At 71.4% G+C, this 14,788-nt stretch carries 11 protein-coding genes; 8 read left to right on the top strand and 3 right to left on the bottom strand.

What is annotated here, in order from left to right; translation table 11 throughout:
• Positions 1-17: 17 nt before the first annotated feature.
• The 4 genes from npdG to ACFFQA_RS34530 are packed head-to-tail and all read left to right on the top strand — an operon-like array spanning position 18 to position 2,893.
• Positions 18-707: an NADPH-dependent F420 reductase gene (gene npdG, locus ACFFQA_RS34545; RefSeq protein ID WP_377861481.1), complete on the top strand. Its 690-nt coding sequence runs from the start codon at positions 18-20 to the stop codon at positions 705-707.
• Positions 707-1,483, top strand: a complete 777-nt coding sequence (locus ACFFQA_RS34540; RefSeq protein WP_377861478.1) for a helical backbone metal receptor — start codon at positions 707-709, stop codon at positions 1,481-1,483. The genes npdG and ACFFQA_RS34540 overlap by 1 nt, the downstream gene beginning before the upstream one ends.
• A gap of 8 nt (positions 1,484-1,491) precedes the next feature.
• A complete protein-coding gene (locus ACFFQA_RS34535; RefSeq protein WP_377861475.1) occupies positions 1,492-1,869 on the top strand; it encodes a hypothetical protein in 378 nt (125 codons plus the stop codon).
• A 55-nt stretch (positions 1,870-1,924) separates the two neighbouring features.
• The gene (locus tag ACFFQA_RS34530) at positions 1,925-2,893 is read left to right on the top strand and encodes a glutathione S-transferase family protein (protein WP_377861472.1); all 969 of its coding nucleotides are present in this window, start codon (positions 1,925-1,927) and stop codon (positions 2,891-2,893) included.
• Positions 2,894-2,936: 43 nt separating this feature from the next.
• Here the strand turns inward: ACFFQA_RS34530 and panB are convergent, their stop codons facing one another.
• Complete coding sequence (gene panB, locus ACFFQA_RS34525) at positions 2,937-3,797, bottom strand: 3-methyl-2-oxobutanoate hydroxymethyltransferase (RefSeq protein WP_377861469.1); 861 nt, start codon at positions 3,795-3,797, stop codon at positions 2,937-2,939.
• 192 nt (positions 3,798-3,989) lie between these two features.
• Positions 3,990-5,708, bottom strand: a complete 1,719-nt coding sequence (locus ACFFQA_RS34520; RefSeq protein WP_377861466.1) for an NAD+ synthase — start codon at positions 5,706-5,708, stop codon at positions 3,990-3,992.
• Positions 5,709-5,797: 89 nt separating this feature from the next.
• Here ACFFQA_RS34520 and ACFFQA_RS34515 point away from each other — a divergent pair, with 89 nt between their 5' ends.
• From ACFFQA_RS34515 to ACFFQA_RS34500, 4 genes are all read left to right on the top strand, one after another.
• A complete protein-coding gene (locus ACFFQA_RS34515; RefSeq protein WP_377861464.1) occupies positions 5,798-7,387 on the top strand; it encodes an alpha/beta hydrolase in 1,590 nt (529 codons plus the stop codon).
• Positions 7,388-7,442: 55 nt separating this feature from the next.
• Positions 7,443-8,786, top strand: a complete 1,344-nt coding sequence (locus ACFFQA_RS34510; protein ID WP_377861461.1) for a glutamine synthetase family protein — start codon at positions 7,443-7,445, stop codon at positions 8,784-8,786.
• A gap of 43 nt (positions 8,787-8,829) precedes the next feature.
• Positions 8,830-10,335: an amidase family protein gene (locus ACFFQA_RS34505; protein ID WP_377861459.1), complete on the top strand. Its 1,506-nt coding sequence runs from the start codon at positions 8,830-8,832 to the stop codon at positions 10,333-10,335.
• An 81-nt stretch (positions 10,336-10,416) separates the two neighbouring features.
• On the top strand, positions 10,417-14,127 hold the full coding sequence (locus ACFFQA_RS34500; RefSeq protein WP_377861456.1) for an FkbM family methyltransferase: 3,711 nt from the start codon (positions 10,417-10,419) through the stop codon (positions 14,125-14,127).
• 340 nt (positions 14,128-14,467) lie between these two features.
• Here ACFFQA_RS34500 and ACFFQA_RS34495 read toward each other — a convergent pair.
• Positions 14,468-14,788, bottom strand: a 321-nt coding sequence (locus tag ACFFQA_RS34495; RefSeq protein WP_377861453.1) for a hypothetical protein, incomplete at its 5' end; no start/stop codon positions are given.

Here is a 14,788-nt window from a genome sequence, read left to right as displayed (position 1 = left end):
ATTTCCGGAGGAACGACGTGACTGAAGCCGTCCAGCAGCCCGAGCCCGACGTGCGCTCGCTGACCGTCGGCGTGTTCGGCGGCACCGGTGCGCAAGGCAAGGGCCTGGCCTACCGCTGGGCGAAGGCCGGGGTGAAGGTCGTCATCGGCTCCCGCGACGCGGCCCGCGCCGAGGCCGCCGCGGCCGAGCTGGCCCAGCTGACCGGGGGTGACGTCACCGGCGCCGACAACGCCTCCTGCGCGGCCAGCTCGGACGTCGTGCTGGTCGCGGTGCCGTGGGACGCCCACGCCAAGACGCTGGAGCCGCTGCGCGACGCGCTCGCCGGGAAGATCGTCGTCGACTGCGTGAACCCGCTCGGCTTCGACAAGAAGGGCCCCTACGCGCTGCCGGTCGAGGAGGGCAGCGCGGCGCAGCAGGCCGAGGCGCTGCTCCCGGAGTCGCGGGTCACCGCGGCCTTCCACCACGTCTCCGCGGTGCTGCTTGCGGACCCGGAGGTGGCCGAGGTGGACATCGACGTGCTCGTGCTCGGCGACGACCGCGGAGCCACCGACACCGTCCGCGCGCTGGCCGACCTGGTGCCGGGCATGCGCGGTGTCTTCGGCGGCCGCCTGCGCAACGCCGGGCAGGTCGAGGCGTTCACCGCCAACCTGATCGCGATCAACAAGCGCTACAAGGCGCACGCGGGCGTCCGCATCACCGACGTCTGATGGCGGCGGCACGCGACGACCTCGGCGCTCCGGTCGAGCTGGCCTGGCGGCCGAGGCGCGTGGTCTCGCTGGTGCCGTCGCTGACCGAGGTGCTGGCCCGCGAGGTCCGCGACGCCCTGGCCGGGGTGACCGACTACTGCAGCCACCCCGAGGACCTCGACCTGCCCAGGATCGGCGGTTCGAAGTACCCGAAGGTCGCCGAGGTGCTCGCGGTGGAGCCGGACCTGGTGGTGGCCAACTCCGAGGAGAACCGGCCGGAGGAGGTCGCCGCGCTGCGCGAGTCCGGGGTGCCGGTGTGGGTGACCGAGGCCCCGGCGACCGTGCCCGCGGCGCTGCGCTCGATCCGGCGGCTGCTGGCCGAGGCGTTCGGCAGGCCGGAGCCGGAGTGGCTGGCCGAGGCGGAGCGCCTGTGGAACCGCGAACCGCCGCCGGTCACGGCGACCGCGATCGTGCCGGTGTGGCGCAAGCCGTGGGTGGTCGTCGGCCGGGAGACGTTCGCGGGCGACGTGCTCCGCAGGCTCGGCGTCGCCAACGCCTACGCGGACCACGCGGAGCGCTACCCGCGTCCCAAGCTCGACGAGCTCCAAGGGCTGCTCCGCGATGGTGTCGCAGACCTGGTGGTGTTGCCCGACGAGCCGTACGAGTTCACCGCCGACGACGGCCCGGAAGCCTTCCCCGGAGCCGAGTCGGTGCTGGTCAACGGTCGCTTTCTGACTTGGTACGGTCCGTCGCTGCTGGACGCGCACGCGGAGCTGTCCGCCGCGCTGAACCGCTGAGGAGTTCCATGCGAGCGCTGGCAACCGCGCTGATCACCGCTGCCCTCGCCGTCACCATCGCGACGCCCGCTACCGCCGCCGAGACCGGCACGTGGAGCAAGCGGGACGGAACCTCGGCTGTCGCCAGTGGCGCGTACGAGATCAAGGGCGCCGCTCCTGGCAAGGACGACCGGGAGGTCCTGGTCGCGGGCACCATCACGGTGGACGAGCCGGGGCACTGCCACTTCGTGCAGGTGATCCGCTCCGGCCAGGGCGGACCGAGCGCCTTCCCGTCGCCGATCCGCTGTGAGCGGGGCACCTACCCGGTCTCGATCAGCTACACCACGCGCGGCGGGCTGGGGTCGATCGTGTTGTGCCGCAAGGAACCCACCTTCACCTGCTCCTGACGCCGCCCGGCGGAGGGGCTGCCGGACACGACGGCAGCCCCTATCGTCAGGTGTCATGGCGACAGCGCAGTTCGGCTCCGAAACCTCCCAGCGCGGCGAGTGGGTCCGCCAGGCCAACCGCTTCACCGACCGGATCGGCTCGCCGGACTGGCCCGCTGAAGCCGGTCGCTACCGGCTGGTGGTCTCGCTGGCCTGTCCGTGGGCGCACCGAGCGGTGATCGTCCGCCGGTTGCTCGGCCTTGAGGACACCATCTCCCTCGGTGTCGTCGACCCGATCCGCGACGACAAGGGCTGGCGGTTCACCCTCGACGACGGCGACCGCGATCCCGTGCTGGGCATCGGGTACCTGTCCGAGGCGTACCTGGCGACCGACCCGTCGTTCTCCGGCCGCTACACCGTGCCGAGCCTGATCGACGTGCCCAGCGGCAAGGTCGTCACCAACGACTACCCGCAGATCACCATCGACTTCTCCTTGCGGTGGAAGGCTTTTCACCGCGCCGGCGCACCCGACCTGTACCCGGAGACGCTGCGCGAGGAGATCGACGCGGTCAACGCCGAGGTCTACCGCGACGTCAACAACGGCGTGTACCGCTGCGGTTTCGCGACCTCGCAGCAGGCCTACGACAAGGCGTACGCCGCGTTGTTCGAGCGGCTGGACGCGCTGGCCGCCCGGCTGGCCGACCAGCGCTACCTCGTCGGTGACACGATCACCGAGGCCGACGTCCGGTTGTTCACCACCCTGGTCCGCTTCGACGCGGTCTACCACGGCCACTTCAAGACCAACCGGAACAAGCTCGCGGAGCTGCCGGTGCTGTGGGCCTACGCGCGCGACCTGTTCAGCACGCCGGGGTTCGGTGACACCGTGGACTTCGACCACATCAAGCGGCACTACTACGGCACCCACCACCAGCTGAACCCGAGCCTGATCGTGCCGCAGGGGCCGGACCCGCGCGGCTGGTACGAGCCGCACGGCAGGGAGGCGCTCGGCGGCAGGCCGTTCGGCTCGGGCACTCCGCCGCGGTAGCACGAAGGGGACCTCCCGCGGGAGGTCCCCTTCGCCGCCGAGCTCAGTGGAAAACGTGCTCCGGACCGGGGAACTCGCCGCCGCGCACCTCGGCGGCGAACTGCCCGGCGGCCCGCGAGAGCGCCCCGGCCAGGTCGGCGTAGCGCTTGACGAAGCGCGGCGCCTTGCCCTGGTTCATCCCGGCCATGTCCTGCCACACCAGCACCTGCGCGTCGCAGTCCGGCCCGGCGCCGATGCCCACGGTCGGGATGACCAGCTCGGCGGTGATCCGCTTGGCGACCTCGGCGGGCACCATCTCCAGCACCACCGCGAACGCCCCCGCCTCCTGGAGCGCGAGCGCGTCGGCGACCAGGTCCTCCGCGGCATCGCCCCGGCCCTGCACCCGGTAGCCACCGAGGTTGTGCTCGCTCTGCGGGGTGAAGCCGATGTGGCCCATCACCGGCACCCCGGCCGCGGTGATCGCCTCGACGTGCGGGGCGAACCGCCTGCCGCCCTCCAGCTTCACCGCGTGCGCCTGGCCGTCCTTCATGAACCGCACGGCCGTGGTGAGCGCCTGCTCCGGTGAGATCTGGTAGGAGCCGAAGGGCAGGTCGGCGACGACGAGCGCCTTGCTGACCGACCTGGTCACGGCCCGCACCAGCGGCATCAGCTCCTCGACGCTGACCGGCAGGGAGCTGGAGTAGCCGAACACGGTGTTCGCGGCGGAGTCCCCGACCAGCAGCACGGGGATCCCGGCCTCGTCGAAGATCTTCGCGGTGAACATGTCGTAGGCGGTGAGCATCGGCCACGGCTCGCCGCGCTGCTTGAGCTCACGAAGGTGGTGGACGCGGACCCGACGAGCGGGCTTGCGCTCGGCGCCCGCACCGTACGGCGCTTGCTCTTCCACCGGGACATGGCTGGTCATCGTTGACCGTCCTCCCTCAAGGCCGCCTCACGGCTGGTCCCTGGGTCTGCGGATGGTGTTCCCACCCACCCTGGCACGCCCCCGCCCCTCCCGCTCACCCCTGCGACACGCTTCACACGCCATTCGCGGGCTTATGGACCTTGCCGAGCGTGCGAAAGCGTCCATAAGCCCGCGAATGGCCGGAAAAGGGGGTTAGGCGCGGTGTTCGCGCCAGGCGTTGGTGATGGGCAGGCGGCGGTCGCGGCCGAAGGCCTTGAAGGTGATCTTCGTGCCCGGCGGGTACTGGCGGCGCTTGTACTCGGCCCGGTCGACCAGCTGCAGCACCCGCTCGACCAGCTCCGGGGCGAAGCCCGCGGCGACCAGGTCGCCGAAGCCGCTGTCCCCCTCGATGTAGTCGTCGAGCACCGCGTCCAGCAGCTCGTAGTCCGGCAGGCTGTCGCTGTCCACCTGTCCGGGCCGCAGCTCCGCCGACGGCGGCTTGGTGATCGAGTTCTCCGGGATCGGCGGCACCTCGCCGTTCTTCTCCGCCTCGGCGTTGCGCCACCGCGCCAACCGCCACACCAGCGTCTTCGGCACGTCCTTGATCGGCGCGAACCCGCCGACCGCGTCGCCGTAGATCGTGGAGTAGCCCACCGCCAGCTCGGTCTTGTTGCCGGTGGCCAGCACCAGGTGCCCGTGCTGGTTGGACAGCGCCATCAGCGTCATGCCCCGGCAGCGCGCCTGGATGTTCTCCTCGGCCAGCCCGGTCAGGCCCAGCTGCGAGACGAAGACCTCCACCTGCCTGCCGATCGGCAGCTCCTGGAAGTGCGCGCCGATCCGCCGCGCCAGGTCGGCCGCGTCGGAGCGCGAGTGCTCCGAGGAGTACTCCGAGGGCATGCCCACGCCGTGCACCGCGGCGCCGCCGAGCGCGTCCGCGGCCAGCGCGGCCACCACGGCCGAGTCGATGCCGCCGGAGAAGCCGAACACCACCGACCGGAAGTTGTTCTTGCGCACGTAGTCCCGCAAGCCGGTGACCAGGGCGTTCCACACCTCGGCCTCTTCGCGCAGCGGCTCGGCGACCGTGCCGGGCAGCGGCTCGTAGGCCGCGAGCGGGGTCTCGCTGACCACGGTGCGGCTGACCTCGAAACCACCGACGGAGCCGGTCTTGCCGTAGCCGCCGGGGGAGAGGTCGAAGTCGTGCACGAGCAGGTGCTCGACGAACTGCGGGGCCCGCGCCAGGATCTCGCCGCTCGGAGCCGCGATCAGCGAGTCGCCGTCGAAGACCAGCTCGTCCTGCCCGCCGACCAGGTTCACGTAGGCCATCGGCGCCCCGGCCTCCGCGGCCCTGCGCGCGACCAGCGGCCCGCGCGCATCGTCCTTGTTGCGCTCGTAGGGCGAGCCGTTGATGCACAGCACCAGGTCGACACCGGCCTCGCCGAGCGCGGCGACCGGGCCGCCGTCCTGCCAGATGTCCTCGCAGATCACCACGCCGATGTCGAGCCCGTGCAGCCGCACGATCGGCAGCGTGTCACCGGGCACGAAGTACCGCGCCTCGTCGAAGACGCCGTAGTTGGGCAGGTGGTGCTTGGCCAGCCTGCCGAGCACAGCGCCGTTGTGGATCAGCGCCGCCGCGTTGCGCGGGCCCTTGTGGTCGTGGTCGAGGTAGCCGACGACGACCAGCACGTCCCCGCAACCGGCGGCGGCCAGCTGCCCGGCCACCTCGTCCAGCGCGGACCGCGACGCCGCCGCGAAGGACTTGCGCAGCGCCAGGTCCTCCACCGGGTAACCGGTGAGCGCCATCTCGGGGAAGGCGACGACCGAGGCGCCATCGTCGACGGCCTTGCGGGTCCATTCGACGATCAGCTTGGAGTTGCCGACGAGATCGCCGACACAAGCGTTGACCTGGGCGAGTGCGAGGCGGAGCTGTGCCATGCCATCTATCTTCGCGCACTCGGTGGCGGACTGGACACTGTTCGAGACCAGGTTTGGTCACAGCATCGGCACAACGGCAGGATCACGGCATGCCCGTTGTGCCACGACGCTGGACCGCTCTGTGCGCGCTGTCGGTCGCGCTGCTCGCCGGATGCACCGCGACCCAGCAGCCCCAACAACCCCAGCAACCCCACGTCGAACAACGGGGCCCGGCCGGTGTGGTGCCCGCCGGACTGGAGCGCTACTACTCCCAGAAGCTCACCTGGGAGCCCTGCGACGGGTACGCGGTCAGCGCCGAGCAGCGTGCGGCCTTCCAGCGCCGCACCGTCGAGTGCGCCCGGCTGACCGTGCCGCTGGACTACGCCAACCCCGCCGCTCGCGACATCACCCTCGGCCTGCTGCGCAGGCCCGCGAGCGAGCCCGGCGGGCGCATCGGCTCCCTGGTCCTCAACCCCGGCGGCCCCGGCGCCTCCGGCATGGCCGCCGCCGCGGGCATGGTCGGCCAGGTCCGGGACAACGACCTCGGCAGGCGCTTCGACCTGGTCGGATTCGACCCGCGCGGCATCGGCGCGAGCCAGCCCGAGATCCGCTGCCTCACCGACGCCGAGCGCGACGAGCTCCGCCTGGACACCGACCTGGACTACTCGCCCGCGGGGGTCGCGAAGACCGAGGCGGAGGAGAAGGACTACGCCGCGAAGTGCGCCGAGCGCACCGGGGCGGACGTCCTGGCCAACATCGGCACGCGCGAGGTCGCCAAGGACCTCGACGTCATGCGCTCCGCACTCGGTGACGAGAAGCTGACCTACCTCGGCTACTCCTACGGCACCCGCATCGGCACCGTCTACGCCGAGACCTTCCCCGGCAACGTGCGCGCGATGGTGCTCGACGGCGCGGTCGACCCCGACCAGAGCCCCAACGACGAGCTCATCGCGCAGGGCGCCGGGTTCCAGAAGGCCTTCGACGCGTTCAGCCGCTGGTGCGCGCCGCGCTTCGACTGCGCGCTCGGCGGCGACCCGAGCCGAGCCGCGCAGGTCTTCCAGCGCCTGGTCCGCCCGCTCGCGGAGAAGCCGGTCCCGGTGCGCGACGGCCGCAAGCTCTCCTACGGCGACGCGGTGACCGCCGTGATCCAGACCCTCTACGCCGAGACCCTGTGGGAGAGCCTGAACACCGGGCTCAACCAGCTGAGCAAGGGGTCGGGGGAGACGCTGATCTCGCTGGCCGACAGCTACAACGGCCGAGGCACCGACGGCCGCTACTCCAACATCAACGACGCGTTCTCCGCGGTGCGCTGCGTCGACGACGCCAGGACCACCGACCGCGAGGTCCGGGCCGACGTCGAGCGCCGCTACCGCCAGGCCGCGCCCTTCCTCGACGACGGCTCGCCGGTGATCGGCTACCTCGACGCGTGCGCGTTCTGGCCCGCCCCGGTCACGGCGCAGCAGCACCGCGCCGCGCTGCCGGGCCTGCCGCAGCTGCTAGTCGTGTCCACCACCGGTGACCCGGCCACCCCGTACGAGGCGGGCGTCAAGCTCGCCCGAGTGCTCCGGGCGCGGCTGCTCACCCAGGACGCCACGCGGCACACCGGCTTCCTGTCCGGCAACGCGTGCTTGGACAGCGCGGGCATCGCCTACCTGGTGGATCTGCGGGCGCCCGCGGAGGGCGCACGCTGCTCGGGCTGATCCCACCCGGTGGTGCGTGCCCGCGACAGCCGCCAGGGACATCTAGGGTGACCTCATGGATCGCCAGCAGGAGTTCGTGCTCCGCACCCTGGAAGAGCGCGACATCCGGTTCGTCCGGCTGTGGTTCACCGACGTCCTCGGTTTCCTGAAGTCGGTTGCCGTCGCCCCCGCCGAGCTCGAAGGGGCCTTCGCCGAGGGCATCGGCTTCGACGGCTCGGCCATCGAGGGCTTCGCCCGGGTCTACGAGTCCGACATGGTCGCCAAGCCGGACCCGGCGACCTTCCAGGTGCTGCCCTGGGAGACCCCGGACGGTGAGCACTACTCGGCGCGGATGTTCTGCGACATCTCCATGCCGGACGGCTCCCCGTGCTGGTCGGACCCCCGGCACGTGCTGCGGCGCACCCTCGCCAAGGCCAGCGAGGCCGGGTTCACCTGCTACGTGCACCCGGAGATCGAGTTCTACCTGCTGCGCGAGCTGCACGGCGACGGCAGGCCGCCGGAGCCCGCCGACCGCGGCGGCTACTTCGACCAGGCCAGCCTCAACGCCGCGCCGCACTTCCGCAGGCACGCGATCGAGACGCTGGAGGCGATGGGCATCTCGGTGGAGTTCAGCCACCACGAGGCCGCGCCCGGCCAGCAGGAGATCGACCTGCGCTACGCCGACGCGCTGACCATGGCCGACAACGTGATGACCTTCCGCTACGTGGTGAAGGAGGTCGCGATCACCCAGGGCGTGCGCGCGTCCTTCATGCCCAAGCCGTTCTCGCAGCACGCGGGCTCCGGCATGCACACCCACTTCAGCCTCTTCGAGGGCGACCGCAACGCCTTCTACGACAGCGAGGACCCCTACGAGCTGTCCCAGACCGGCAAGGCGTTCGTCGCGGGTCTGCTCAAGCACGCCCGTGAGATCAGCGCGGTCACCAACCAGTGGGTCAACTCCTACAAGCGCCTCATCGTCGGCGGCGAGGCCCCGACCACGGTGTGCTGGGGCCACGCGAACCGGTCGGCGCTGGTCAGGGTGCCGATGTACTCGCCGGGCAAGGCGTCCTCGCGCCGCGTCGAGCTGCGCAGCCCCGACTCCTCGTGCAACCCGTACCTGGCCTACGCGGTGATCCTGGCCGCCGGGCTGAAGGGCGTGCAGGAGGGCTACGAGCTGCCGCCGCCCACCGAGGACAACGTGTGGTCGCTGACGGAGTCCGAGCGCCGTGCCGCGGGCTACGACTCGCTGCCGTACAACCTGGCGGAGGCGCTGGCGGAGATGGAGAACTCGGAGCTGGTCGCGGAGACCCTCGGCGAGGGGGTCTTCGACTTCTTCCTGCGGAACAAGCGCTCGGAGTGGGACGACTACCGCCGTCAGGTGACCCCGTTCGAACTGAGCACCTACCTTCCGATGCTCTGATCGAGGGTTGACCCCGGCGGGGTCGGCGGCTGGGGTGGTGGCCATGCGTCGCCGCCTCAGCACGATCCTGACCACGAGCTCGGCCGTGATCGCGATCACCGCCACCGCGATCGCCCCGGCCGCCGCGGCCGATCCCGCCGAGCACCTGGACAGCGCCACCATCCCCGCGCTGCAACGGCAGATGGCCGCCGGCCGGCTCAGCGCGGTCGGCCTCACCAGCGCCTACCTCCGGCGCATCCGCACCGTCGACCGCGAGGTGCACGCGGTCATGCGGGTCGAGCCGGACGCGCTCGCCCAAGCCGCCGCGAGCGACCGGCGCAGGAGGTCGAACGCGCTGCGCGGCCCGCTCGACGGCATTCCCGTGCTGCTCAAGGACAACATCGACGCGGGGGTCACCACCGCTGGCTCGCGCGCGCTCCTCGGCAGCCGTCCGGCGAAGGACGCCGAGCTCGTCCGCAAGCTCCGGGCCGCGGGCGCGGTGATCCTCGGCAAGACGAACCTCTCGGAGTGGGCCAACTTCCGCTCCACCAAGGCCACCTCCGGCTGGTCGGGTGTCGGCGGCCAGACCGCGAACCCGCACGTGCTCGACCGCAACCCCTGCGGCTCGTCCTCCGGCTCGGGTGCCGCGGTCGCCGCGTCGCTCGCACAGGTCGCGATCGGCACGGAGACCAACGGCTCGATCGTCTGCCCGGCGGGCGCGACCGGGGTCGTCGGCCTCAAGCCCACCCTCGGAGTGGTCAGCGGCGAAGGCGTCGTGCCGATCTCCCACGAGCAGGACACGGCCGGACCGATGGCCCGGCACGTGGTCGACGTCGCGATCACCCTGGACGCGCTGCGCGCCAGGCCCGCCGCCACGGCGCCCGCGAGCCTGCGCGGTTCCCGCATCGGTGTGTGGCGCAGGGCCGGCGCCGACCCCGACGTGGACCGGGTGCTCAACTCCACAGTGGACCTCTTGCGCGTCAACGGGGTCACGGTCGTCGACGTCGAGCCGCCCTACCTGGACCAGGCCGGTGAGCACTCCCTCGACGTGCTCCTCAGCGAGTTCAAACGCGACCTGCCCGCCTACCTCGCCACCCGCTCCTGCGGCCCGAAGACCCTGGACGAGCTGGTTCGCTTCAACGCGAAGGATCCTGTCGAACTGTCGAAGTTCGGTCAGGAGCTGTTCACCCGGACCCTCACCGCCGCGCCGACCACCGACCCGGAGTACCGGCGCAAGCGCGCCCTGGTGACCGATCTCTCGCGGCGCTCGATCGACGAGACGCTGGCCGAGCACCGGCTGGACGCGATCCTCGCGCCGACCAACAGCCCCGCGTGGAAGACCGAGTACGGCGAAGGCGACGCGTTCGTGCTGGGCTCCAGCGCTCCGGCGGCCATGGCCGGTTACCCCAACATCACCGTTCCCGCGGGTGCGGCGGGGCCGCTGCCCATCGGCGTGTCGCTGTTCGCGGGCCGGGACTCCGACGCCCGGCTGCTCGCGCTCGCCGCCGGCTTCGAGAGGCTGCGACCAGCGCGGCTCACCCCGCGCTACCTGCCGACGCTGCCGCGGTGACGTGAGCCTGAGCCGAGCGGCGGTCCTTGTGCTCCGGTTGACCGACCCCGAACACGTGCCGTGCGGGATAGGTTCTGGGACGTGACTGAAGTTCCCGCACAGACCGAGCCGACCACCGATCCGCAGCCGCAGTCGCAACCGCAGGCCGTGCTGAACGCGTGCACAGTCGCCACCCGCGCGGACCTGCCCGCGGTCCGGCTCCTCAGTGGGGCCTTCCTCGCCAAGCACCCCGGCGGCCGGTTCGTCGCGCTGCTGGTGGACGCCGAGCCGGGATCGGTCGGCCCCGGCCTGCTCACCCCGGCGGACATCGGCGTGGACGCGGCCGAGCTGTCCTGGTTGGCGACGGCGTGCACCCCGGAGGAGCTGCGCGCGGTCCTGCAGCCCAGGCTGATGATGCGGCTGCTCGCCGAGGCGGGCCCGGTGCTCTACCTCGACTCCAACGTGCTCGTGCTGGACACGGTGATCGACGAGATCCTCGGCGCGATCGCCCGCAACCCGGTCGTGCTGCTGCCGAGGGTCCTCGAACCGCTTCCCCGCGACGGCATGCGACCAGCTCCGGAGGAGCTGCTGACGGCGGGCATGTTCGACCCGGGCTTCATCGCGGTCGCGCCCGGCTCCGCTCCCTTCCTCAACATGTGGGCCGAGCAGGTCCGCCAGGCCCCCGACGCCGCGGGCGCGTTCCTGGACGGAGCCCCCGCGCTGGTCGAGCACGAGGTGTTGCGCGATCCCGGCATCGGGGTCTCCATCTGGAACATCGACCAGCGTCCGCCGTGGCGCGACGCCAAGGGCCGCCTGCTCGTCGGTGACAAGCCGCTGCGCACGGTGCACCTCGCGGGCTTCGACCCGCAGCGACCCTGGCTGCTCTCCGCCAACATCGCCGACCGCCCGCGCGTCCTGCTGTCCGAACACCCGCCGATGGCGCAGCTCTGCGCGATCTACCGCAACGAGCTCGTCCGCGTCGGCCACAACCGCGAGCGCGACCCCTACGCGTTCGCGGCGCTGCCCGACGGCACCCCGGTCCCCGACGCACTGCGCCGCGAGTACCGCCTCAGCACCCAGCAGCGCAACGGCGTCCCGCCCGCGAAACCCGCGTTCGGCCCGGCCGCCGACATCGCGGACTTCCTGCGCTGGGCGTGCGAACCGGCCGACGAGAACCAGCACGCCTCCGGCGGCTCGCGCTGGGGCGCCGCGCTCTGGCAGGACGACCCCGAGCTGCGCAGGCAGTACCCGGACCCGTTCGGCGCGCAGGCCAAGGAGTTCCGCACCTGGTGCGCGACCACGGGGGTCTCCACCGGCCGCGTCCACCCGGACGCCGTCCCCCGCCTCGACCCGAACGCGGGTCCGGTCCTGGTCGACCAGCTCGGTGTGAGCGTCGTCGGCACGGGGACCGAGGCGGAGCTGCTGCGCGCGACCGTCCGCGCGTCCGGCCTGCCCACGGCGGACGAACCGGTCTACCCGGTGGTGCTGCGCTGCGCTGGAGCGCTCCCGGTGCCGGGCGACCGCTACGTGATCTCGGTCAGCCCGGACGGCCTCCCCACCGACACGCAGTCCGAAGTGGACGAAGTGTGGGTCCTCTCCGACGCCACCCGCCAGGCGACGCAGAACACGACCTCCGTGCCGGTGCGCGTGCTCTCCCTCCCGGTGCCGGACCGAGGTGAGGTCGACGCCCCGGCCCGCAAGGCCGCCCGAGCCCGCTTCGGCCTCGACGACGGAGTCGTGTTCATCTCCGCCGTCGACCACACCGCGGAGCGCAGGGGCAACGCGCTCGGGCTGGTCTCGGCGTTCCTCAGCGCGTTCCCGGACCGCCAGGAAGCCCGGCTGGTGCTCACGGTCAGCGGCGCGGCCCGCAACCCGGAAGCCGCGGAGCGCCTGCGCCTTGCCACCGCCTCCGACCACCGCATCCTGCTCATCGAGCGCACCTCGGACGGCCGCGTCACCGACATCGAGCTGACCGACGACCTGCTGGCGATGGCCGACTGCGTCGTCTCGCTGCACCGCGCGGAGGGCAACGGAGCCGACCGCACATCGTTGCTGCTGGCCAGGGCGGCGAGCATGTCGCTGCCGGTGCTCGCCTCGCAGCACGGCGCCGTCGCGGAGCTGTTCAGTCCCGAGGTCGCCATGCTGGTGCCCTGCCACGGAGTCGGCACGGAACCGGATGCCCAGGCGGCCGTCGAGCTGATGCGCTCCGTCGCTGAAGACCCCGACGCGACGATCCGCCTCGGCAAGGCCGCCCGCGAGCACCTGACGCACAGCCGCACGGTGGACGGCACCGCGAAGCAGCTCCGCGACCGCGTCGAACACGCCTACCGTGGCTGGCGAGCCCAGCACGCCGCCCCGGCTCCTGGCCCGGCCGAGGACCCACTTCGCCCGCTTCTTGTTGCCAGGCACGCACTTCTGCGCAAGCCGAACGTGGAGACGGAGAGCCGCACGCCCGGTGCGCCGGCGCTGCGCAAGGCTGTCCTCCGCGTGCTCAGCCACTACGACAACCACCTTCGCGAAGTCCTGACCGCCGTGGTCGACGGCGTCGAGCGCACCGCGGGTGAGCTGGCCCGCAGGCAGGGCGAGGACGCCGGAACCGGAGGTGGCCGCGCCGACATCGCCGACGTGCGCGCGGACGTGATCCAGCTGGCAGAACGCCAGAGCCAGCTCGACGACCAGCTCATCGGTGTCGACGACGGAGTGGTCCGAGCCCGTGCGGACATGGCAAGCCAGGGTCGTCGCCTCCAGGCGCTCGAAGAGTCCATCGCCGAACGCGACGCCATGCGCGACAAGCAGGTCGACACCCTCGCCGAGCGCATCGACCGGCTCACCTCCGCGCTCAACCGCACGCTCGACCGCATCGACTCGCTGGAGTCCCGCGTCGTCAGCACCCTGCGGGAACGCGATGCGAGGCTGGAGTCCGGGGTCCGCGCGGCGAACGACGCCCTGCGCACCGCGGACTCGCTGCGCCGGATCGTCGTCCGCGAGCACGACCGCGCGGGAGTCGTTGACCCGTCGTTAGAGGGAGTGAGCACCTCACTGGTCCTGACAGACGCCGGTCTGCTGCGACTGCCCGCCGAGGACTCGCTGATGCTGCCGGTGCTCTCGACCAACGGGGTGTGGGAGCCGGAGCTGTCCGCGCTGATCGACTCCCTGGTCGAGCCGGACGGGGTGTTCGTCGACATCGGGGCCCACGTCGGCTACCACTCGATCCGGGTGCTCAACATGCTCGGGACCAGTGGAGCGGTGGTCGCGGTCGAGCCCGACGCCCACGCCAGGGCACTGCTGCGGCACAACGTCGGAGTGAACGTCTCGCCCGCGGTCGCCGAACGGCTGTCCGTTGTGGACGCGGCGGCGTGGGACGCCCCGGCCGATCTCCAGGTGCGGCCCGCCCTCACCGGTGGGGTCGTGGTTCACCCCGCCGGGGAACCGGCGGAAGGGGAACAGCAGGCACCGACCGTGCGCGCCGTCCGGCTGGAGACGGAGCTGGAGTCGTTGCCCGCCACCGGGGGGATGCGCCTGTCCGTGGTGAAGGTCGACGCACCGGGCGGCAGTCACCGTGCGCTCGGCGGCCTGGTCCGCCTGCTCCGCAGGGACCGCCCGCACGTGGTGTGCTCGCTGTCACTGCGCCAGACCGTGGAGCTCGGCGACGACCCGGCCGCCGTGCTGCGCGAGTTCGGCACTTGGGGCTACGACCTGGTACCGCTCGGGTCCACCGAGCCGCGGGACCCCGCTGACCTGCTCGGAGCCGACCCGGAGACCGGTCGAACCCCGGACACGCTGACCCTCTGGCTCCGCCCACGAGGCCGCTGAAGATGATCACCCAAGATCGTCCCGCAAGGCTCTGACCAGCCGATTTGACTTCCCGTGCGGCGCTGCGTAACTTTCTCTCCGCCGCACGGGAAGCCGAACGGACCGGGATCGGAAGAGCCCGGGCAGTACGGCCAGAAACTCCGGGTCGAGCGGGTTGACACCGCGATACGGACCGGGTAAGTTACTGCGGTGCTCCTGATTCGCAGCTGACAGGCTGACCCTCTGTTGAGGGGGTCACTTCAAGACGGCTCCGACTGATCGGGTAGCGTACGACCCTCGGGAACAACACACTCCTGACTAAAACCGCCTGGGTGCGGTGCGTCGCTGGGGTGTGCTCCCATCAGATGTGAAGTGAATATGTTCCGATAGGCGTGTGTGCGGAACGGTTTTCTGTGGAAATGGTGGGTTCGGCCCCGATTTGACACTGGAAATGCGGTTCGGATAACGTCTGCGGCGCCGACCTGAAAGGGTCTGTGACCTCGGCGAACATCATATCTGCGGTTACCGCGGATTTGACACCGAGAATGCGGACCGGATACGGTTGGCGGGAAGCGAGAACTGAATCGGGACCGGCGAGAGACCGCGAAACAGCGGATTTGACATCGGAAACACCGACCAGATAAGCTTCCGACACAACGAAATGAACGAGCAAATGCCCCGG

It is taken from the genome of Allokutzneria oryzae (assembly GCF_042429765.1).
GTDB lineage: Bacteria > Actinomycetota > Actinomycetes > Mycobacteriales > Pseudonocardiaceae > Allokutzneria > Allokutzneria oryzae.
Note: the sequence above shows the minus strand (reverse complement) of the source record. Positions and strands in the feature narration are given on the sequence as shown.

Coding starts and splice junctions, on each gene's coding strand:
- ACFFQA_RS34540 (WP_377861478.1), top strand. CDS start 707: ATGGCGGCGGCACGCGACGACCTCGGCGCTCCGGTCGAGCTGGCCTGG.
- ACFFQA_RS34535 (WP_377861475.1), top strand. CDS start 1,492: ATGCGAGCGCTGGCAACCGCGCTGATCACCGCTGCCCTCGCCGTCACC.
- ACFFQA_RS34530 (WP_377861472.1), top strand. CDS start 1,925: ATGGCGACAGCGCAGTTCGGCTCCGAAACCTCCCAGCGCGGCGAGTGG.
- panB (WP_377861469.1), bottom strand. CDS start 3,797: ATGACCAGCCATGTCCCGGTGGAAGAGCAAGCGCCGTACGGTGCGGGC.
- ACFFQA_RS34520 (WP_377861466.1), bottom strand. CDS start 5,708: ATGGCACAGCTCCGCCTCGCACTCGCCCAGGTCAACGCTTGTGTCGGC.
- ACFFQA_RS34515 (WP_377861464.1), top strand. CDS start 5,798: ATGCCCGTTGTGCCACGACGCTGGACCGCTCTGTGCGCGCTGTCGGTC.
- ACFFQA_RS34510 (WP_377861461.1), top strand. CDS start 7,443: ATGGATCGCCAGCAGGAGTTCGTGCTCCGCACCCTGGAAGAGCGCGAC.
- ACFFQA_RS34505 (WP_377861459.1), top strand. CDS start 8,830: ATGCGTCGCCGCCTCAGCACGATCCTGACCACGAGCTCGGCCGTGATC.